Origin of the sequence: Methylobacterium sp. Leaf111 (assembly GCF_001423285.1) — a bacterium.
In the GTDB taxonomy this organism is placed as follows: Bacteria; Pseudomonadota; Alphaproteobacteria; order Rhizobiales; family Beijerinckiaceae; genus Methylobacterium.
The window spans coordinates 710055-730249 of record NZ_LMNE01000001.1; the positions used below are offsets into that span (position 1 = coordinate 710055).

18 protein-coding genes are annotated in these 20195 nt (G+C 70.0%); 8 read left to right on the forward strand and 10 right to left on the reverse strand.

Annotated elements, in window-relative coordinates; genetic code table 11:
• Positions 1–53 precede the first annotated feature (53 nt).
• Positions 54–1625: a DUF6880 family protein gene (locus tag ASF41_RS03140; protein ID WP_244479533.1), complete on the forward strand. Its 1572-nt coding sequence runs from the start codon at positions 54–56 to the stop codon at positions 1623–1625.
• A 13-nt stretch (positions 1626–1638) separates the two neighbouring features.
• On the opposite strand, the gene ASF41_RS03145 is transcribed toward ASF41_RS03140, so the two are convergent.
• Both ASF41_RS03145 and ASF41_RS03150 read right to left on the reverse strand, forming a co-directional pair.
• Positions 1639–1998: a DUF427 domain-containing protein gene (locus ASF41_RS03145; protein ID WP_056490743.1), complete on the reverse strand. Its 360-nt coding sequence runs from the start codon at positions 1996–1998 to the stop codon at positions 1639–1641.
• Positions 1995–2873, reverse strand: coding sequence for a methyltransferase domain-containing protein (locus ASF41_RS03150; protein WP_200941245.1), 879 nt, complete (start codon positions 2871–2873; stop codon positions 1995–1997). The genes ASF41_RS03145 and ASF41_RS03150 overlap by 4 nt, the downstream gene beginning before the upstream one ends.
• A 118-nt stretch (positions 2874–2991) precedes the next feature.
• On the opposite strand from ASF41_RS03150, the gene ASF41_RS03155 reads away from it, so the two are divergent.
• Together ASF41_RS03155 and ASF41_RS03160 are read left to right on the forward strand one after the other, a co-directional pair.
• A complete protein-coding gene (locus ASF41_RS03155; RefSeq protein WP_056214928.1) occupies positions 2992–3222 on the forward strand; it encodes a hypothetical protein in 231 nt (76 codons plus the stop codon).
• 49 nt (positions 3223–3271) lie between these two features.
• Positions 3272–4036 carry a ComF family protein gene (locus ASF41_RS03160; protein WP_082503959.1) on the forward strand — a complete coding sequence of 255 codons (765 nt, stop codon included), beginning with the start codon at positions 3272–3274 and terminating at the stop codon, positions 4034–4036.
• Positions 4037–4046: 10 nt separating this feature from the next.
• Here ASF41_RS03160 and ASF41_RS03165 read toward each other — a convergent pair whose 3' ends face one another.
• The 3 genes from ASF41_RS03165 to ASF41_RS03175 all read right to left on the reverse strand — a co-directional run bounded on the left by ASF41_RS03165 (position 4047) and on the right by ASF41_RS03175 (position 8896).
• Complete coding sequence (locus ASF41_RS03165) at positions 4047–5303, reverse strand: nitrate/nitrite transporter (RefSeq protein WP_056215392.1); 1257 nt, start codon at positions 5301–5303, stop codon at positions 4047–4049.
• Between the two features lie 381 nt (positions 5304–5684).
• The gene (locus ASF41_RS03170; protein WP_056490749.1) at positions 5685–8435 is read right to left on the reverse strand and encodes a PAS domain S-box protein; all 2751 of its coding nucleotides are present in this window, start codon (positions 8433–8435) and stop codon (positions 5685–5687) included.
• A 212-nt stretch (positions 8436–8647) separates the two neighbouring features.
• Positions 8648–8896 (reverse strand): hypothetical protein, encoded by a 249-nt coding sequence (locus ASF41_RS03175; protein WP_056214919.1) that lies wholly within the window; start codon positions 8894–8896, stop codon positions 8648–8650.
• 334 nt (positions 8897–9230) lie between these two features.
• Here ASF41_RS03175 and ASF41_RS03180 point away from each other — a divergent pair, with 334 nt between their 5' ends.
• The gene (locus ASF41_RS03180; RefSeq protein ID WP_056214916.1) at positions 9231–10151 is read left to right on the forward strand and encodes a L,D-transpeptidase; all 921 of its coding nucleotides are present in this window, start codon (positions 9231–9233) and stop codon (positions 10149–10151) included.
• Positions 10152–10250: 99 nt separating this feature from the next.
• Here the strand turns inward: ASF41_RS03180 and ASF41_RS03185 are convergent, their stop codons facing one another.
• The 3 genes from ASF41_RS03185 to ASF41_RS03195 all read right to left on the reverse strand — a co-directional run bounded on the left by ASF41_RS03185 (position 10251) and on the right by ASF41_RS03195 (position 11326).
• Positions 10251–10445, reverse strand: a complete 195-nt coding sequence (locus tag ASF41_RS03185) for a hypothetical protein (RefSeq protein ID WP_055947626.1) — start codon at positions 10443–10445, stop codon at positions 10251–10253.
• A gap of 174 nt (positions 10446–10619) precedes the next feature.
• Positions 10620–10982 carry a DUF6481 family protein gene (locus ASF41_RS03190; RefSeq protein ID WP_274534727.1) on the reverse strand — a complete coding sequence of 121 codons (363 nt, stop codon included), beginning with the start codon at positions 10980–10982 and terminating at the stop codon, positions 10620–10622.
• A gap of 134 nt (positions 10983–11116) precedes the next feature.
• Complete coding sequence (locus ASF41_RS03195) at positions 11117–11326, reverse strand: cold-shock protein (protein ID WP_055947623.1); 210 nt, start codon at positions 11324–11326, stop codon at positions 11117–11119.
• A 582-nt stretch (positions 11327–11908) separates the two neighbouring features.
• Here ASF41_RS03195 and ASF41_RS03200 point away from each other — a divergent pair.
• Complete coding sequence (locus tag ASF41_RS03200; RefSeq protein ID WP_056214913.1) at positions 11909–12805, forward strand: helix-turn-helix domain-containing protein; 897 nt, start codon at positions 11909–11911, stop codon at positions 12803–12805.
• Positions 12806–12823: 18 nt separating this feature from the next.
• Here the strand turns inward: ASF41_RS03200 and ASF41_RS03205 are convergent, their stop codons facing one another.
• Positions 12824–15454, reverse strand: coding sequence for a bifunctional acetate--CoA ligase family protein/GNAT family N-acetyltransferase (locus ASF41_RS03205; protein WP_056490753.1), 2631 nt, complete (start codon positions 15452–15454; stop codon positions 12824–12826).
• A gap of 166 nt (positions 15455–15620) precedes the next feature.
• Here ASF41_RS03205 and ASF41_RS03210 point away from each other — a divergent pair, with 166 nt between their 5' ends.
• The 3 genes from ASF41_RS03210 (at position 15621) to ASF41_RS03220 (ending at position 18564) form a co-directional block, all read left to right on the forward strand.
• Positions 15621–16304: a class II aldolase/adducin family protein gene (locus ASF41_RS03210; protein ID WP_056490756.1), complete on the forward strand. Its 684-nt coding sequence runs from the start codon at positions 15621–15623 to the stop codon at positions 16302–16304.
• A 583-nt stretch (positions 16305–16887) separates the two neighbouring features.
• On the forward strand, positions 16888–17382 hold the full coding sequence (locus ASF41_RS03215) for a MucR family transcriptional regulator (RefSeq protein WP_056214905.1): 495 nt from the start codon (positions 16888–16890) through the stop codon (positions 17380–17382).
• A 363-nt stretch (positions 17383–17745) separates the two neighbouring features.
• On the forward strand, positions 17746–18564 hold the full coding sequence (locus tag ASF41_RS03220; protein WP_082503963.1) for a restriction endonuclease: 819 nt from the start codon (positions 17746–17748) through the stop codon (positions 18562–18564).
• Here ASF41_RS03220 and zwf read toward each other — a convergent pair.
• Entirely contained in the window at positions 18544–20070 is a 1527-nt protein-coding gene (zwf, locus tag ASF41_RS03225) for a glucose-6-phosphate dehydrogenase (RefSeq protein WP_056490759.1), read from the reverse strand. The genes ASF41_RS03220 and zwf overlap by 21 nt on opposite strands.
• Positions 20071–20195: the final 125 nt, after the last annotated feature.

Genomic DNA, 20195 nt, shown 5'->3' on the forward strand with positions numbered 1-20195 from the left:
CGATCTGCCCTGTCGGGAAACGACTTGCCCTGTCGGGAGAGGGAGAACGGTGCATGGCACGCAGGGCAGCGGCGAAACCGGCGACGAAGGCGGCGGCCGTTCGGCCGCCCGTTGCGGACACGTCCGCCGCGAGCAAGCCCGAGCGCGCCGCGAGCGCGCCCAAGCGCGCCGCGAGCGAGCCCAAGTCCGACGCGAGCAAGCCTAAGCGCGCCTCGCGAAAGACCACGCCGAGCCCCGAGACCCTGACCGCGCTCGGGCTGGAGCGCCTGATCGGCCTCGTCCTGTCGGAGACGGCGCGGAACCCGACCTTCAAGAAGCTGGTGACCGCGGCGGTGGCGAGCCTGCAGGGGCCGGACGCCATCGCGGCGCTGATCGACCGGCGGCTCACCGCCCTGGAGCGGGGCCAGGGCTACATCGACTGGCAGAAGCAGCGGGCCTTCGCCGCCGATCTCGACGCCATGCTCACCACGGTGGTGACCGAGCTCGCCGCCCTGGACCCGCGGGCGGCCCTCGACCGGCTGATCCGCTTCCTCGGCGGGGCCAACGACGTCCTCGGACGCGCGGAGGATTCGAGCGGGCGCATCCACGGGGTCTACGAACGGGCGGTCGATGCGGCCGCTTCCCTCATCGTCGATCTCCCCGCGGACGCAGCGGCCGGGGTCGCCACGGGGCTGGTGACCCGCCTCGGCGCCGACGGGTACGGCTTCGTGGAGACCCTGATGCACGACCTGATCCCGCGGCTGCCGGAGGCAGCCCTGCCCCCCCTCGACGCGGCCCTCGCGGACGCCACGCCCCCGGCCGCAGAAGGCCGGACCGGCGGCGAGAAGGCGTGGGCGTCTCAGCTCGCCCGCAGCCGCCTCGTGCGCATGCGCCAAGCCCTCGCCGACCGGGCCGGCGACGTCGATGCCTTCATCGCCTTCGAGCAGGCGGTGTCGCCCGAACAGCCGGACCGGGTGCGGATCGCCGAGCGTCTGCTGGCGGCGGGCCGGGCCCCGGAGGCCCTGGACTGGATTCGCCGTCCGCAGAAGCGGGGACCGGTGGTGGTCACCCGGGAGGCACTGCTCACCGGGCATTTCGACCCCGATGCCCCGGAACGCGCGCGACAGGCCGTGGAGATCCGCATCCTGGACAGCCTCGGCCAGACGCAGGCCGCGCAGGCCCTGCGCTGGGAGGCCTTCGGGCGCAACCTCGACCCCGCGATGCTGCGGACCTATCTCGCCAAGCTGCCCGACTTCGAGGACGACGCGGCGCTGGATCGGGCCTTCGATCATGCGGTGGCTCATCCGGACCGGTACCGGGCGCTCGCCTTCCTCACGCACTGGCCGAATTCGACCCGCGCCGCTCGCCTGGTGATGGCCCATCGCGGCAGCTGGGACGGGAGCCGCTACGAGATCCTGGCGCCCGCCGCCGAGGCCCTGGAGCGGACGCAGCCGGAGGCGGCGGCCGAGCTCTACCGCCTGCTCATCGATTCCATCCTCGAGCACGGCCGCAGCGCCGCCTACGGCCACGCGGCCCGCTACCTCGAGGCCCTCGACGGGCTGACGGAGGATCCGGAGGCCTATCGCGGCACGCTGCGCCGGCTTCACGGGCGCAAGGCCGCGTTCTGGTCCCAGGTCCGGGACTGAGGGCCGGGCCTGCTCAGTCCTGCTCGATCGGGTCGATCTTGTCCGGATAGAACGCGAGATGCCCGGCGATGGCGGCCACCGCCGGATAGGGTGCCTCGTAGCTCCAGACCGCGTCTGGCCGGGTGGCGTCCGGCGTCGTCAGCGTGAAGTAGCGGGCGTCACCCTTGTAGGGGCAATGGCTGTGGCGGACGCTCGGGGTGAAGTGCGCCCATCGGGCATCGGCCCGCGGAATGTAGAAGACCGGCGGATAGTTCGCCTCGGTGAGCACGAGGGCGGACTCGGTCTCCGCGATGAGCGTCCCCGCGAGCCGGAGACGCAACTTCCCCGGATGCGGCGCGACGGTGATCGGATGGTCGGGTCCGGGCTCTCTCATGATTCCTGTCCCTCGGTCTTGCGTTCGGTGGTGCCCAGGGCCTCGGCGAGGCGCGTCTGGGCGGTGCCCGGCTTCAGGGGCTTCTGCTGGCTCTCGTGCGGGGCCCAGCCGGAAAGCCACAGGATCTCGAAGCTGGCACGCAGGCGCCCGTCCGGATCGGCGAAGCGCTCGGCGTAGAGCGCGGCGGCCCGCAGAAGCGTGTCGCGGCGCAGGGGGGTCCGGCGGCGGTCGACCAGGACGTTGGTCAGCCCCATGGCACGCAGGTCGTGCATGAGCGCGATCGGATCGCGGTAGCGCACCGTGACGGTCTCGACGTCGGTGACCGGCAGGGCGAAACCGGCCCGCTGAAGCAGGCTGCCCATCTCGCGGACCTCGGCGAAGGGGGCCACGCGCGGGCTGACGCCGCCCTCCACCTCGCTCTCCGCCTGCCCAAACACCTGGCGCAGCTCGGTCAGGGTCCGGCCGCCGAGGAGGCAGCCGATGAACAGCCCGTCGGGGCGCAGAGCCCGGCGCAACTGCGCCAGGGCACCCGGCAGGTCGTTGACGTGCTGCAGGGCGAGGAGCGAGACGGCGAGGTCGAACCGGGCGGGGGCCAGCGGCAGGGCTTCGGGGTCGGCCAGCACCGCGCCGGCCTCCGCCCGGGGTGCCAGACGGGTGACGTGCCCGACCCGACCGGAGGCGCGCAGGCGCTCGGCGGCGAGGGACGCGGGGGTGCCGAGGTCGACGGCCTCCGTGAAGGTCCGCAGCACCGCGCCGAGGCGGTCGTCGAGATCGTCGACGACCCGGCGCAGCAGGAAGTCGGCATAGCCGGCCCGGTGGGCACGGGCGAGGCGGCGGCGGGCGAGGCCCGTATCGAACAGCGGAGGCGCGGTCATCACGATCTAGATGGAGCGCCGACGGCGCGGGCGCCAGCCGCTACCGGGACGGAACGTCTCTCCGTCCCTCGCTGTTGAGGCCCAGCGATTCGACGACGAATCGAGGAGATCAGACGCCATGAAGTCCATCCTGTTCGGCGCGGCCCTCACCCTCACGGGCATCAGCCTTGCCACCACCGGAGCCGAGGCCAAGGGTTGCATCAAGGGCGCCCTCGTGGGCGGCGTCGCCGGCCACGTGGCGGGTCATGGCGTCCTCGGCGCCGCGGCCGGCTGCGCCGTCGGCCGCCACCAGGCCAACAAGCGCGACCGCGAGCAGAACCCGGCCCAGCCGCAGCCGCAGACCCGCTGAGAACAACCAGGGGTCGCATCCGCTTGGTGCGGGTGGTAGGATGGCCGTCATGGCTCCTGCCGCCCGCGCCGTCACCACGGGATTGCGGGCCGCCCTCCGCGGCGGCCTCGCCCTCGTCTATCCGCCGACCTGCCCCGGCTGCGGCGGCGCCATTGCCGACCCGCACGCCCTCTGCGCCTGCTGCTGGTCGGGGCTGCGCCTGATCGCGCCGCCTTGCTGCGATCGCTTCGGGACCCCCTTCGCCGTCGATCACGGAACCGGCGCCCTGCTGTCCCCCCGCGCGATCGCCGATCCCCCGGTCTTCGCACAGGCGCGGGCGGTGGCGCTCTACGAGGGCGTCGCCCGCGACCTCGTGCACCGGCTGAAATATGAGGACCGCCTGGACCTCGGCCCCGTCCTCGCCGGGATGATGGCGGGGGCCGGCGCGGCGCTCCTCGCCCGCGCGGATTGCCTCGTGCCGGTGCCGCTCCACCGCTGGCGCCTGTGGCGCCGCCGCTTCAATCAGGCCGCGCTCCTGGCGCGCCGGATCGGCCGGATCGCCGGGCGGCCTTTCGAGCCGGGCGCCCTCGCGCGCGTGAAGGCGACGCGCCCGCAGGTCGGCTTGAGCCGGGTGGCCCGGGCGACGAACCTCCAGGGCGCCTTCCAGGTGCCGGAGTCGATGCGCCCCCGGCTTCAGGGGCGGCGCATTCTCCTGATCGACGACGTGATGACCACCGGCGCGACGGCCAACGCCGCCGCGCGGGTGCTCCTGCGCGGCGGCGCGGCGGCGGTGGATGTCCTGACCTTCGCGCTGGTGGCGGAGGAGATCGGCTGAGGGGCGCGGTTCAGGCCGTCAGCGGGCCGAGACGGCCGGCCTCGGCGGGCTCCGGCGTGCCCGGCGTCAGCACCTTGCCGCGCGGGCCGACCCAGGTGCCGACCCATTTGCGCTGCCACACCAACAGGCAGACCAGCACGAGCGCGGCGAAGACGGCGTAGCCGACGAAGCCGAGGGCGAAGGAGCCGGTATACTGCTTCGACAGGCCCATCACGTTGGGCAGGATGGCGCCGCCGAGGGCTCCGACCTCGCCGATCATTGAGCCGGCCACCGCCGTGTTGGCGGGCCAGCGCAGGGGCACGAGCTGGAACAGGGCGCCGTTGCCGGCCCCGAGGGCGGCGAAGCACAGCATGAACAGGGCCGTGGTCAGCGCCAGGGAGGGCGACGCGGTCAGGAGCAGGAACGAGCCCACCGCGGCGATCAGCACGACGGACAGCACCAGGATGCCCCCGAGGCGGTCGGCGAAGTAGCCGCCGGCGACGCGGATGCCGGATCCCATCAGCGCCGCCAGCATGGTCAACCGGCCGGCCTCGACCTTGGTCACGGCGAACTGCTCGTAGAAGAAGGTCGGCAGGAAGTTCGACAGGCCGATGAAGCCGCCGAAGGTGATGATGTAGATCAGGTTGAAGGCCCAGCCGTCCTTCTGGAACAGGCAGGAGACGTGCTCCCGGAAGGACTGGTGCTCGGCGTCCGGCGGCTCCTTGGCGAAGACGATCATGACGATGAGCGGGATCGCCATGGCGCAGCCGGCGAAGCCGTAGACGGTCTGCCAGCCATAGGCCTGGGCCAGGGGCGGCGCGAACAGCACGGCCAGCACGGTGCCGGAATTGCCCGCCCCGGCGATGCCCATGGCGAGGCCCTTGTGCTCCTTGGGGAACCAGCCCGAGCCGAGGGACAGGGCGACGCCGAAGGAGGCCCCGGCGATGCCGAGGAGCACGCCCATGGCGAGCACCTCGTCGTAGGTGTTCACGTAGAAGAAGCCGAAGGCCATCGCGAACATGATCACCGTCATCTCGGTGATGGCGGCGTTCTTGCGGCCGATATACTGGGCCAGCACCCCGAGCGGGAAGCGCATGATCGCACCGGCCAGGATCGGCAGCGAGATCATGAATCCGGTCTGGGCCGGGGTCAGCTTGTAGGTCTCGGTGATGAACGGACCCATGGCGCCGTTGAGCACCCAGATCGCGAAGCAGAAATCGAAGTAGAGGAAGGCGGCAAACAGGGTCGGAGGATGACCGGATTTCATCACGGTCTTGAAGCTGGCCATGGAGTGCGTCTCGAGGTTCGCGGCCGCAGGGCGGCCGCTCATGCCAAGGGATCCGGACTCACGCCGTCCGCATGCGGAGCGCCTTTGCTCCGCGCGTCGCCGACCGGCGACGGATCGAGCCAAGCACCGAACGTGCCAATTTTTCGGAATGCCGTTCCTCGCCACGCTGACCCGATGCGCAGGCCTTCGCCTGCGGCGGTCCACGGCGCCGGATTGCCGCGCGAGACGGCACTGCCCAGGAAATGTCCAGGGTCGAGGCGCAGGCATGCGGCGACTCATACGAAAGTCGTTCGATCCCTTCCGGAGGGCGGATCCGGGCTTGGCTCGAGCGCCGCGCAGGCGTGCCGATCCGGGGACCGCTTCGATCGAGCGCAGCCCGTCTCAGCCGTCGGCCTGGAAGGCCGCCAGGGGCGCGGCGATGGCGCAGGTGACGCCGTCGGCGGGGAAATCGAGGGCGATGGTGCCGCCGACCTGGCCGGCGAGCCCACGCTCGATGAAGCGCGAGCCGAACCCCTTGCGGGTCGGCCGCGTCACCGGGGGGCCGCCGATCTCGGCCCAGGAGAAGGCGAGGGTCGGCTCGCCGGCCTCGTCGCGGACCTCCCAGCGGATCGCCACGTGGCCATCCTCATCCGAGAGCGCCCCGTACTTGGCCGCGTTGGTGGCGAGCTCGTGCAGCATCAGCGCCAGGGACAGGGCCGGCTTGGCACCGATCTCCAGGTCCGGCCCGTCGAGGCGGAAACGGCCCGCGCGATCCTCGTGCAGCTTCAAAGCGCCACGCACCACCGGGCCGATCAGGGTGCTGCCGAGGGCGCCGCCCATCAACAGGTCATGGGCTTGGCCCAGGGCGATGAGGCGGCCGGCGAGCACCTCCTTGGCCGTGTCCACATCGATGGCGCTGCGCATGGTCTGGGTCGCGATCGACTGCACCATCGCCAGCAGGTTCTTCATCCGATGGCTGAGTTCGCGGTTGACCAGCTCCTGCTGCTGCTCGGCCCGCAGGCGGGCCACGGCGGCGCGGGTGCGGTCGACCACGTTGCGCACGAAATCGAGGATGTCCGGCGTCCAGTCCCGCCGCTTCGAATCGTGCAGGCAGAACACCGCCACGAGCTGCCCGCGCTCCATCAGCGGCAGGTTGATGACGGTGCGCACGTCGAGGGCGCGGAAAGCCTCGAATCGGTCGGCGGTGCGGGGGTCGGTCTCCACGTCCGCGATGACGACGTCGCGCCCCTGGCGCAGCTCCGACAGGTAGGAGCCGTAATCGGCGTAGCGGTGGCGTCCGACGAGGGTGCTCGCCCCCGGCACGGTCCAGTCCCGGATGATGTCGAGATAGACGCCCGAATCGTCCAGGACACCGTAGGCGGCGCGGGTCAAGCCGAGGGTCCGACCCGCGATCTCGGCGGCCACGAACGCGATTTCGCCGGGATCCTGCAACTCCCGCAGGCGCTCACCGAGCTCGACCAGGGCCGCCTGACGCTCCTCGGCGCGCTTGCGCTCGGTGATGTCCACCGACGCCCCCGGAAACCGCAGCGGCGTCCCGTCGGCGGCGCGCACGAGGCTTCCGCGGGCGATCACCCAGCGATGGGAGCCATCCAGCTGGAGGATCCGATACTCGCAGGCGAATTCCTTGGCCCCCGCGAAGAGGCGGTCGAGCTCCTCCTGGAATCGCGGCAGGTCGTCCGGGTGGAAGTTCCGGATGTAGTCCGCCAGGGGCGCGCCCAGGGCGGCGCGCTCCGGATCCACGGTGTAGATCCGCGCGAAGTTCGGATCGGCGTAGACCACGTCGTCGCGCAGGTCCCAGTCCCAGGTGCCGATCATGCCGGACGCGTTGAGGGCGAGGCTCAGGCGCTCCTCGCTCCGGCGCAGCCGGGCATTGGCCGTTTTCCGTTCGGTGATGTCCGTCAGGGTCAGGACGGCGCCCTGCACCACCCCGTCCTCGACGATGGGGGCGTTGCTGGTGATGACGTCGATGGGTGATCCGTCCTGACGGAAGAACGTCGCCTCGCGGTCGCGCAGGGCGACGCCGCTGCGAAGGGAGCGGACGACCTCGCAGTCCTCGCGCGGGAACGGCCGCCCGTCGGGATGGTGGTGATGGGCCGTGTCGTGGAGGTTGCGGCCGATCAGGCTGCCGCGGGGCCAGCCGAGCATCGCCTCGGCGGCCGGATTGGCGAAAATGACGACGTCGTCCTCGTTCAGGCGGAACACCGCCTCGCTGAGGTGATCGGTGACGGTCTGCAGGAGGGCCGTCTGCTTGCGCAGGGCCTCGTCCGCCTGGCGCTGGGCCGTGCGGTCGCGCAGGATCTTGAGATAGCCGACCTGCCGGTCCGCCTCATCCTTGAGGGGCATCATCTCGCCCATGCCCCAGAAGCGCGAGCCGTCCTTGCGCATGTGCCAGCGCTCGTCGTTGGCCCGGCCGAGATCGCGGGCGACGCGCATCTCGTGATCGGGTATTCCGCGCGTCCGGTCTTCCGGCGTGAAGAAGAAGTCGGCGGGCTGGCCCAGAATCTCGGCCTCGCTCCAGCCGAGGACGCATTCGGCGCCTGGATTCCAGCTCGTGACACGGCCGGCGAGATCCAGGGTGACGATGCCGTAATCGATGGCGCTCCCGATGATCGCCGCATTGTGTCGGTCGCTCGCGCGGCGCTCCTTCAGGGCGCGCCGCAGGTTGAGCTCGGTCATCACCTGGCCGGCGAGGGTGCGCAGGATGAAGCCCTGCGCCTCGGAGAGCTCGCGCGGCCGCGTGTCGAGGACGCAGAGGGTCCCCAGGGCCGTCCCCTCCGGCGTGCGCAGGGGCATGCCGGCGTAGAACCGGACGTGCGGTTCGCCGGTGACGAGGGGGTTTTCCGCGGTGCGCGAATCCCGCGTCGTGTCGGGGATGACGAAGAGCCCGTCCTGCCGCACCGCGTGGGCGCAGATCGACTCCGTGAGCGCGGTCTCGGGGCGCGCGAAGCCGACCCGGGCCTTGAACCATTGGCGATCGGTATCCACCAGGGAGACCAGCGAGACCGGCATCTCCAGCAGACGGGATGCGAGCGTCACGATGTCCTCGAACGCGTCCTCGGGCGCGGTATCCAGGATGTCGTAGCGCGCCAGAGCCTCGGGCCCCGTCTCGGGCGCATCGCCGGTCCTACTCAATCGTCCCTCCGGCCACGCTCCCCCCGATGCCCTTCGGCTCGGACGATCCTGCACCCTTGATCCTCGCACAGGACCGACGACGGTCGATCCGACGCGTGCCCCGCAAGCTTTAGCGAAGCGCGGGCGATTGTCCTACGTTCAACCGCCGGCGGATCATCAATTTCGCGCAAATGAATTTTGCACGGATGCATTCGGGCGGTGCGCGGGACGCCTTACCGGCAGACCGTGATGCTGCGCACCACCCAGCCCTCGTCGGCCTGCCAGAGCTTGCGCCGGGTGCGCTGGCAGGTGGGGTTCTCCGGCTCGCTGGAGGTCCAACTCGTCACCGGAGCGGCGGGCTCCGCGACGCGCGCGGTTCGGCTGCGGCCCGCCTGCCCGTCCGTGGGCACGAGGAAGACGAGCAGGAGGACCGCGAGCGCCGCAGGGCGCGCGCGGTGACGGGGACGCGGGGGGACCGGCACGGGTCGCGTTCCATGTATTCGAGAGAGGGCTTGGCGGAGGACCACCTATGTCGGCACGACGCGGCACATTGCAATCGATCGCCCATCCCGGCCGGGGGCTGATCACCGCTTTTTCATAGACATGGTGAAAGCACGATGCCGGCGTATTCGCGCGGGTCTTCGGAAGGTTTTCCGGATGGTTTCCAGACCCTATGATTGTGCCCGCACTGCATCGCCCCCGAACTTTGGTGCCCCTGCAGGGCTGCCCGTCGTTCAGATGACGTGACGGCTCTGCGTCGACTTGCTAGGCCCGGGCTTGAACGACCCATCTCCGACGACTTCCCGAGCAACGTCCATGCCTCAGACGACCCGCCGCACGCTTCTCACCGGGGCGACGACGAGCCTCGCGCTTCTCACGCCCGTCGGGTCCGCCCTCGCGCAGGGGCGCGGACTCTTCGGCGGCGCCATCGATGGGAATGGCCCCTACGACGATGAGCGCCTCTATCGCGACGAGGAGGGACGGCTCTACCGTCGCCGGGGCGGCCAGTACGTGCCCTATTCCGAGCGTGGATCGGACCGCGGGTTCGAACCGGCGCGCAGCCAGCGCGGCCGCGCCGTGGCGGACGATCCGGATGCGGATCTCTACGCCCCGCGGCAGGTGCCGCCCGCCTCGGTGCAGCAGGCCGCTCCGGCCAAGCCCGTCGACGATGGTCCCATCGACTTCAACCGCGCCTACGCGGCGGTCACAGACGAGCCCTTCCCCGTCTACGCCTTCAACTGGCGCAAGGCGAACCCGTCCTTCCTGCGCCAGGAGGTCGCCTATACGGGTTCGGAAACCCCGGGCACGATCGTGGTCGACCCGCGGGCCCATCACCTCTTCCTCGTCCAGCCCAATGGCCGGGCGCGTCGCTATGGCGTGGGCGTCGGCAAGCAGGGCTTCTCGTGGGCCGGCGCCTCGACGGTGAACTCCAAGCAGATGTGGCCGGACTGGTATCCGCCCAAGGAGATGATCGCCCGCACGCCGAAGCTGGCGCGCTCCGTCTCCCAGCTCCAGAGCGGTCTCGGCGTGCCCGGCGGTGCGCACAATCCCCTCGGGGCCCGGGCCCACTACTTGTGGCAGGGCAACAAGGACACGCTCTACCGCATTCACGGGACGCTGGAGCCGGAGTCGATCGGCAAGAGCGTTTCGTCGGGTTGCATCCGGATGATCAACCAGGACGTCATCGATCTCTACGGCCGCGTCGAGATCGGCTCACGCGTGGTGGTGCTGAGCTGACGGAAAACGGCCTCCCCCTCACGTCGTGAAGGGGGAGGCCGCGGCCTGCATATTCGCCCTGACGGTGCGGGCTCCGCGCCGGGCGCGGAGGCGGGCCGCTCAGGCCTCGGTGATCTCGCCTTCGCGCACCGCGCGCTCGCTGCTCCCGGACTTGATCCGGTAGAACGGTTCGCCGGTCTGATCCTCGGGGACGAGGCGGACGATCTCGAAGACGTCGGAGATATCGCTCTTCGGGGCGGTGTAGCCGATCTGGGCGCGGCGCACGCGCTGGCCGATCTTGAACTTGTGGGACATGGCGCTTGTCTCCTCGGTGGAGGTTCGGCGGACTGACGTCGCGCCTGAGGTGGGCCCGCCCGTCGCGGCGGCCCCGATGATGCGGTCTCGTCCCGAGGGACGGAACCGTCGGGCGGATCCGCGCCGAATCCGCCGTGGGGTCGCGGGATCGAACGATCCCGCCGACGGAAACCGTCAGCGGCGCGCCTTGGCCTTGCGGGCGGCGTAGCGCGCATCGCGCTGAGCCTTCTGCTCCAGGCGTGCGGCAGCGGCCTGCGCCACCTTCTCCTCGGCGGCGCGAATTTCCTCGGCGGCCTGACGCTCGCGCTCGGCCTCGGCCTCCGCGGCGCGCTGCGCCTCGGCCTCGAGTCGGGCCTGCTCGCGGGCCGCGACGCGAATCTCGCGCTCCCGGGCGATCTGAGCCCGCTCGGCCTTGCGGGCGACCACGACCGGATCATCCGCGGCCGGGCGGTCACGGAAGCGGGCCAGCGCCGCGGCACGGGCTTCGGTCGCGGCCTTGAGGCGGTCGGTCATCGAGTTCGGGTTGAATTGGCTCACACAGGATCCTGTCATGCGGGAGGCCGCCGACGGCGCGCTCCCCTGGAATCGGGTCTCAGAACACAAGCAAGCCGCCTCCCATCCGGGAAGCGGCTCTCGAAACAGGTTGGGCTCCACACGGGAGCCCGCCGTGATCAGACGGTCTGGAGGCTGCCGGCGGACTGCTTGCCGCTGCGCTTGTCGGTTTCCATCTCGTAGGAGACCTTCTGGCCTTCCGCGAGGCCGCGCATGCCGGCACGCTCGACGGCCGAGATGTGCACGAACACGTCGCTTCCGCCGTTATCCGGCTGGATGAAACCGAAACCCTTTGTCTCGTTGAACCACTTAACAGTACCGACAGCCATCGTATTCCTTCGCCCTTGCGGGCTTCATCTACCGGAGGTCCACGCGATCATGCGCGGCCGTCTCCGTCATCAGTTCAAGACAGAGCTCTCTGGCACACGATTTCGTAACGAAACCGCGCCATCGAGGTTCAGCCGTTGAATTGATCGTTAATCTCTACGCGCTTCGCGGCCGATTAGCAAATCGAATTTCAAATCCCGCGGCACGGGACGCGAATCCCGCGGCCGAAATATCTGTGTCGGCCGGGTGTATCTCTCGCTTTCTTCGCGGAATATCCCCTCGAGATTCTGGTCCTGGGGCATCGTTCGCATGGGGTCCGTGCGGTCCAGATCCGTGGGCGCGGGTCGTGCCGACCGCAGCGCCTCCGGCAGGGCCGCGGCCTGCCGTACGATCCGGTCGCCGGGGCGGAACCAGATGACGCCATTCCTATTAACGACATCGATCCCGCGCCCAACAGTCGTGACCCGGCCTTGCACGCTTCGCCATCCGTCCAACACCCTCCAGACGGGACTTTCCCACTCCGGAGCGTGCAGTTCTCAAGCGGCGATTACCCCCAGGAAGACGCCGCTCAGATCTATCAATTGATGTTTGCCAGCTCTGCGCTGGTGACGCCCCTGGCAACGCCCTTCCACGTGGAAATCACCAGTTTCTGGTCGGAACACCTGCGGTTTCATTTCATGGACGGCGTTCCGTTCCTCTTTCACCGGACGGCGCAGAAGCTCGGCTTCGATGGCCTCGACGCGATCGTTCTCCAACATGTCGAGACCGGCGACATCGTTGCCAACTTCGATGGCCGTGACGTGCGGACCGGGGCCGGGTCCGTCTACGCCATCGACTTCTCCCGGCCCGTGCTCATCCGCGACGCTCCGGACATCCCCCGGCAACGCCGCAATTTCGTCGGTATGCCGCGCGCCTTCGCCCGCCGCTGGTTCGGCCCCCTGGATGCGATCCATGGCCTCGTCATTCCGCCGGACATCGCCGCGCCCTACACCGCCCATCTCCTGCGCTTGCGCGACCGCCTGCCGCACTGGACCGCCCTCGACGCCGAGGCCGTCGCCCAGACCGCGACTCTGATGGCCCAGGCCATCACCGCCGCCCTGGGTCACGGCACGTCCCTCAGCGATCCGGCGCGGCTGCACCAGAAGGCCCGTCTCTATATCGAGGCGAATCTGGGCAATCCCGACCTGAGCGCCGCGGAGGTCGCGCGCAGCATCGGCGCCTCGCGCTCCAGGCTCTTCGCGATGTTCCAGCCCGTCGGCGGCGTCGAGTGCTTCATCCGCTCCGCCCGGCTGGAGCGCATCAAGGCGGCGCTCAGCGCGCCGGCGCAACCGCACCCCATCGCCGTGCTCGCCGAGGCGGTCGGGTTTCGCAGCTCGGCCCAGCTCAGCCGGCTGTTCCGGCAGCATTACGGGATGACGCCGTCGCAGTTCAGCGCCAGGGCCGATCCCGGCGGCGTCCGGCGGATCAGCGAGCGGGCGTGAAGCGGATCGGCGGACGCGCTACAAGGCGAGGGCGACCTTGACCACGGCGCCATCCTCGGTGTCGGGCCGGACCGTGAAGCCGAGCTGGCGACAGACCGCGAGCATGGGTCGGTTCTCGCGCAGGACCGTCCCCTCGACCCGGGAGAGCCCCTCGACCCTGGCCCAGTCGATCATCAGGCTCATCAGGGCGTGGCCGAGGCCTGTTCCCTTCCGGTCGCCGTGGATCAGGATGGCGTATTCGCCGCTCTCATGGTTGGCATCGGCGTGGAGACGGACGGCGCCGAGCATCATTCCGGTGGCCGCGTCGATCGCCACGAAGGCGATGGCGCGGGCGTAGTCGAGTTGCGTGAGCTTGGCGAGGAAGGCGTGGTTGAAGTCCCGCACCGGTGCGAAGAAGCGCAAGCGCAGGTCCTCGGCGCTGACCGACTGGAAGAAGGTGAGGAACAGCGCCTCGTCCTCCGGCCGCACCGGCCTTACCGTGACGGTCTCGCCCCGGAGGTGGAGGGTGCGCTCCCACTCCACCGGATAGGGTCGGATCGCGAAGCGCGGATGGTAGGCGCCCCGGGCGCGGCGGCCGGCCGCGGTCTCGGCCGCCACCATCACGCGGGCATCGAGGGCGAGGGCGCCGGTCTCATCGGCGAGGAGCGGATTGATGTCGAGCTCGCGCACCTCGGGACAGTCGGCCGCCAGTTGCGCCAGCTTCACCAGGACCAGCGCCACCGCGTGGCGGTTCACCGCCGGCACGTCGCGATAGGCGGCGAGACGCCGGGCGACGCGGGTCCGGTCGATCAGCTCCGAGGCGAGGCGCAGGTCGAGGGGGGGCAGGCCGAGGGCCCGGTCGTCGATGACCTCCACCGCCGTGCCGCCCCGCCCGAACACCACCACCGGCCCGAAGGTCGGGTCCTCGGCGAGCCCCGCGATCAGCTCGCGCTGCTTGCCGCGCCGGATCATCGGCTGGACCGCGAAACCGGTGATCCGCGCCTCCGGCGCCAGCCGCCGGGCCCGGGCGAGGATGTCGGCGGCGGCTGCCCGCACGTCGGCCTCGCTGGTGAGATCGAGGCGCACGCCGCCGACGTCGGACTTGTGCACGATGTCGGGCGAGACGACCTTGAGCGCCACGGCGCCGCCCTGCGCGATGATGGGCCATGCGGCCGTCGCGGCCGCATCGATGTCGGGCGCCAGCGCCAGCGGCACACTGTCGATGCGGTAGGCGGCGAGGAGGTCGGCCACGGCGACGGGGTCGAGCCAGGTCTGCCCCTGGGCCACGGCGCGTGCGACGACGGCGCGGGCCGCCTCGACGTCCGGCGAGAAGTCGCGCGGCAGCGAATCCGGCGTGCGCATCAGGTCGTCCTGCGCCTCGCGATAGCGCACGAGGTGCAGGAAACCCTCGACGGCGGCGTCCTCGGTGGAGAAGCGTGGAATGCCCGCGGCGGCGAGGCGTCCGACCGCCTCGGCCTCCTCACCGATCGTCACGGCGAAGACCGGCTTCTTGCGTGCGCCGTTCCGACGGATCCGGGTCACGGTGTCGGCGATCGCTCCGGCGACCTCCGTGCCGTCCGAGCGGGCCGTGGGCACGTGGACGGCGAGCACCGCGTCGTTGCCCGGATCCGCCAGCAGCGGCGCGAGGGCGTCGGCATAGGCCTCCGGTCCGGCGGCGACGCCGAGATCCACGGGATTGCCGAGCGTCCCGGCCGCCGCCAGGGTGCCGCCGCGATCCGCGAGCCGGTCGGCCGCCAGGGCGCCGATCCCGCGTCCGTTGCCCAGGATCGCGAGGCGATGCCCCGGGAAGGGGCGCTGGCGCCCGAGCGTCTCCACCGCGGAGAACATCGCATCCAGGCTCTCCACCGCGAGCAGTCCGGCGCGGCGGAAGGCCGCCTCGTAGACGGTGTCGGGCCGGGCGAGCGCGCCCGTATGGGTTGCGGCGTGCCGGGCCGGAGCCCGGTGGCGCCCCGCTCGGAGCACCACGACCGGCTTGGCGCGGGCGGCCGCCCGCGCCGCCGACATGAACTTGCGCGCATCCACGACCGCATCGAGGGAGAGCAGGATCGCCCGGGTGCGGATGTCGGCCGCGAAGTGGTCGAGGCAATCCGCGACGTCGATATCGCAGGCGATGCCGAGGGACAGCACCGCCGAGAAGCCCACGTCCCGGCGCGCCGCCCATTCGACGATGCCGGCGGCGACGGTGCCCGACTGCGAGACCAGCGCCAGGTCGCCGGCCTTGGGGGGCCGGGCCAGGAGACTCGCATCGAGGTGGGCGCCGGGAACGGAGAGGCCGATGCTGCCGGGCCCGAGGAGGCGCAGGCCGTGGCGGCGCGCCTCCGCGCGAGCCGCCTCGCAGATCGCATCGCCGACATCCGGCGTCAGGATGACGGCACCGGCCGCACCGCGCAGCCCGGCCTCCGCGATCTGCTCGGGAATCGCTTCGGCCGGGGTCGCCAGGATGACGAGGTCCGGCACCTCGGGAAGGTCGGCGAAGCGTGGAATCTGACCGGCGGCCGCATCGGAGCCGAGGCAATGGATCGGCCCCGGAAAGCCGCCGCGACGGAGATTGGCCAGGGCCGCCTCGGCCAGCCCATCCGGCCCGGCATCGAGACCGACCAGGGCGATCGCGCGCGGGGCGACCAACGCCTCGAAGCGGTACGTACTCATCGGCCGACCTGCCTCTGCTCGGGTGACGGGGCGGTCGCTCCTGAACCGTCCCGGCAGCAGGAGCGTCGCCGGCTTGGTAACCGGGTCGGATCGCGAACGCGTCCGGCAGGCGGTGTTATAGACCGCCTGCGCCCGACCGGTAGGGCGTTCGCGTCCGGAGACCCGCATGCCGTCCCAGCCTCCCTCTCCCGCCACCGAATCGACGGACGGAGCGATCCGTGCCGACATCGTCGCCGCGATGCGCGACCTTCTCACGCTCGGTCTGAGCCAGGGCACTTCCGGCAACGTGTCGGTGCGGGCGGGCGACGGCTTCCTCGTCACGCCGTCCGGCATTCCGGCCGAGACGCTGCGGCCGGAGGATCTCGTGGCGATGCGGTTCGACGGCGGTTTCGCGCACCCGCTCGCCCCCTCCTCCGAGTGGCGCTTCCACCGCGACATCCTCGCGGCACGTCCGGAGGTGAACGCGGTGGTCCACTCGCATCCGACCCACTGCACCGCCTTCGCGATCTGCGGGCAGGACATTCCGGCGGTGCACTACATGATCGCGGCGGCCGGTGGACCGACCGTGCGCTGTGCCCCCTACGCGCCCTACGGCACCGAAGCCCTGTCGGCGGCGGCCCTCAACGCCCTGGAGGGACGGATGGCCTGCCTCCTGGCCAATCACGGCATGATTGCCGTCGGAACCGATCTTCGAAAGGCCCTCTGGCTCGCGGTGGAGGTGGAAGCGCTCTGCCGCCAATATGCGGTGGCGCTTCAGGTCGGAAATCCCGTGGTGCTGCCAGACGACGAGATCTGGAGAACGGTGGAACGGTTCAAATCTTACGGTCCGCGCAGCCGAACGGACGGGTGATCAGGTCTCGCACGGCCCGGGACAGGTGTCGAAATCGTCCGTTCCGGACCTTTTCGGGCGGACCTGCGTAAATTTTTACGCAGGTCCGTGCGTGGCCGCGGATAAAAACACGCGGCCTCCACAGTCTGTACGAGCCGGTTCGCATCTAGATTTTGTATTCAAGAGCCATTTTAGCGCTCCGGCCGGCTCTGGCGGTAATCGGCCCTAGAGGTCCGCTTTAGCTCAAATTTCGATGCAGACCTGGTCTGTAAGAGATCACATTTCCTCCCGTAGAAAATTATTTTTCCGGTTCCCCGATCTGAACCGTGAGGCATTAGGGCGCCCCGTCGCCCAGTCCGTGCAGGAACAGGCAAAATCGCGCAAATTTAGTCCAGTTCGTCGGAATGGCAGTGGTTGCTGGTCTATTCCAGTTCACCAGACATCGACCGGATGCGACCTATAAGAGACCTGATGAGGCTCTTGCCTTTTGCTTTGCTTCATCATAGCAAGCAGCAAGTCACAACCATGACGCGGCAGCCAAACCTCCCAACCGGCACGACGCCCTCGGGGTGGGTGGTATTCAGAACGCAACGAGAGATTCAGAATGAGCACCGAGAACGGAATCCTGCCGGACTACATCGAACTCGCGGCCGACATCGTGTCCGCATTCGTGAGCAACAACTCGGTTCCGATCGCTGACCTGCCGGCGCTGATCGGCTCGGTGCACGCCACCCTGAGCAAGCTCAACCAGGTCGGGACCGAGGAGAAGGCGGAGCCTCTGACTCCGGCCGTGTCCATCAAGCGCTCGATCACGCCGGACTACGTCGTCTGCCTCGAGGATGGAAAGAAGTTCAAGTCTCTCAAGCGTCACCTGCGGACGCGCTACGAGATGACACCCGAGCAGTATCGCACCAAGTGGAACCTCCCGAGCGACTATCCGATGGTCGCCCCGAACTACGCGGCCGCCCGTTCGGAGCTGGCCAAGAACATGGGTCTCGGCCAGCAGCGTCGGAAGCAGGAGAGCGTGGCCGTCGAGACCGAGGCCAAGGCGGAGTCGGCTCCGCGCGGGCGTCGGCCCAAGGTGGCGGCACAGGCCTGACGCCAGGACGCGCAGGCTTGGCGCCGGAACGCGATTGACGCCGGAGGGATGACGAACGAGGCCGAGGTGCATCGCCTCGGCCTCGTTCGTCTTGTCCACAGCTTGTCGACTGCTCCTGCACTGATCTTGGCAGATCCGGTGAAACGACGCGTTTTACAGATCGGGTCGGTATTCGAACCGGCACGATGCCGCGGGAAGGTCGATCCGGCGCGCTAACCCGCAAGATCTCCGGGCATCCGGAGCACTTTCTCCCCTCCGCGACCCGGACGGCGTTAGAGAACGCGCAACCCTCCGCTGCCACGGTCGGGTCCACCGCGGTCGAGGGTCGAACGATCCCGGCCCTCTTCCGGTTGGGACCACCACATGTCGGGTCGATCGCAGCTCGTGGCGCGCCTGTTCTGGACGTCCGTGCTCGGAGGGGGCTGCGCCCTCTGGTTCGGGCAGCCCGGCGCCATCGGAGCCGGACTGGCATGGGCCGGTGTCGTCCTTCACCATCTCGACCGGCCGCAGCGCCTGCGCCGGCTGATCCGGAGGATCGCACGCCCCCATGCGCCGACCCTGGCCCTGCGGCGGCGACAGGAATGCTTCGTCGATGCCTACGGCAACCTGATCAGCGACGGCTGGGAGCGCGAGCGAACCTACTTCGCCGAGCGCACGGTGGTGCCGCAGTTGGAGGCCCGTGGTCGCGGCGACGAGATCGACGGAGCCTGGGACGACATCCTCGCCATCATCGAACGGGTGGCGGATGGAGTGCAATTGCCGGACGAGAGCGAGGCGCCCGAGGAGGGCATCGCCTACGAGCGTTACTGCGCGGGACGTCTGCGCGAGGCAGGCTGGAACGCGCGCGCCACCCAGGCCAGCGGCGATCAGGGCGCAGACATCGTCGCGGAGCAGGCCGGGACGCGTCTCGTGGTCCAGTGCAAGCGCTACGGGCGTCCGGTGGGCAACGGCGCCGTGCAGGAGATCGCTGCGGCGATGCGCTACTGGTCCGCCGACATGGCGGCGGTCGTCTCGAATGCCGGGTTCACCCCAGCGGCGCGCAAGCTCGCCGCCGCCACCGGCGTCCGGCTGCTGCACCACGACGCCCTCGCCGAATTGCAGCCCGCGCCGCCGGTCGCCCCGCCGCCCGGCGCCAAGCGGCGCGCGGTTCGTCCCCCGCGATCATCCCTCGCCGAGCGGTAGCCAGCGATGGCCCTGCGCGGCCAGGAGCGCGGTGGCGCCCTCCGGCCCGTCGCTTCCGGCGGCGTAGGGCTCCACCGGCGCATCGGTCCAGGCCTTGAGCAGCGGATCCACCACCGCCCAGGCTGCCTCGATGCTGTCGGCCCGCTGGAACAGGGTCGCGTCGCCGATGAGGCAATCGTAGAGCAGCGTCTCGTAACCGACGCTCGGCGTCTCGCGGAAGAAATCCCCGTAGTCGAAGGCGGCGGTGACCCGGCCGAGATCCAGGCGTGGCCCGGGCCGCTTCGCGTTCATCTCGATGTCCATCCCCTGCTCGGGGTCGATGCGAAAGCGCAGGACGTCGGGGGTTACGGGCGCATCCGGCGTCGCGAAGGGCGAGTGCGCCGGCGGCCGGAAATGAAGGGCGATCTCGGTGACGCGGTCGGTCATCCGCTTGCCGGTGCGCAGGTAGAACGGAACGTCCTTCCAGCGCGGGTTGTCGATGGCGAGCTTCAGGGCGACATAGGTCTCGGTGTGGGAATCGCGGGCGACGTCGGGCTCATTGCGATAGGCCGGCACCGCGTACCCGTGCTCCTGACCCGCCCCGTATTGGCCGCGAACCGCCTGCGCGGGCTGGACCGGTTGCACCGCCTGGATGAGCCGGGCTTTCTCGTCGCGGACATCCTCGGCGTCGAGACTCCTGGGCGGCTCCATCGCCACCATGCAGAGCAGCTGGAACAGGTGGTTCGGCACCATGTCGCGCAAGGCGCCCGTGGGCTCGTAGAAGGCGCCGCGCGCCTCGACCCCGATGGTCTCCGCCGCGGTGATCTCCACGTGATCGACGTGGTCGCGATGCCAGACCGGCCCCAGCAGGCCGTTGCCGAACCGGATCGCCAGGATGCTCTGAACCGTCTCCTTTCCGAGGAAGTGGTCGATGCGGAAGAACTGGCTTTCGGTGCCCTGCTCGAGGATGCGTGCGTTCAGGGCGCGGGCCGATTCAAGGTCACTGCCGAAGGGCTTCTCGATGACGACGCGGCGGAAGACGCCCGCCTGCTCCTTCAGCAGGCCCGCCTCCCCCAGGGCATCGACGATCGGGCCGAAGAAGCGGGCCGAGACCGCGAGATAGAAGATGACGTTGCCGGACAGCGCCTGAGCGAGGCCCGTGAAGGTCTCGGCGGCGGTGAAGTCCCCTTGGCGGAAGCTGAGGCGTTCGCTGACGAAGCCCCAGGCCTTGGGATCGATGTGGTCGGGGTGGAATTCCGACGTCCGGTCCGTGGTGAAGGACTGCATCGTCTCGGAGAGGGCATCGCGCCAACCCTCATCGGTATTGGCGTTGTGGTCGACACCGATGATGCGGAACGCCGGGTCGAGCAGGCCACCGGCCGCGAGGTTGTAGAGCGCCGGCATCAGCAGCCGCTTCGTGAGGTCGCCGGCGGCCCCGAAGATCACCAGCGTGCAGGGGGGGGCCGCCGAAACGTGCTGATGCTCAGGTGTCGCGGCGGGTGCTTTGGCGGGGGGTATCTGGTCCATGGCCCACGGCCTCCACTCACGGTTGCGGCGCGGCGCGCCGGAAAAATCCGCTCGTCAACCTGCGGCGCCCCGGCGACGTTCCGGCCAAGGTCGTGCCGGATCGCGTGGGCTGACCCGACCGGGAC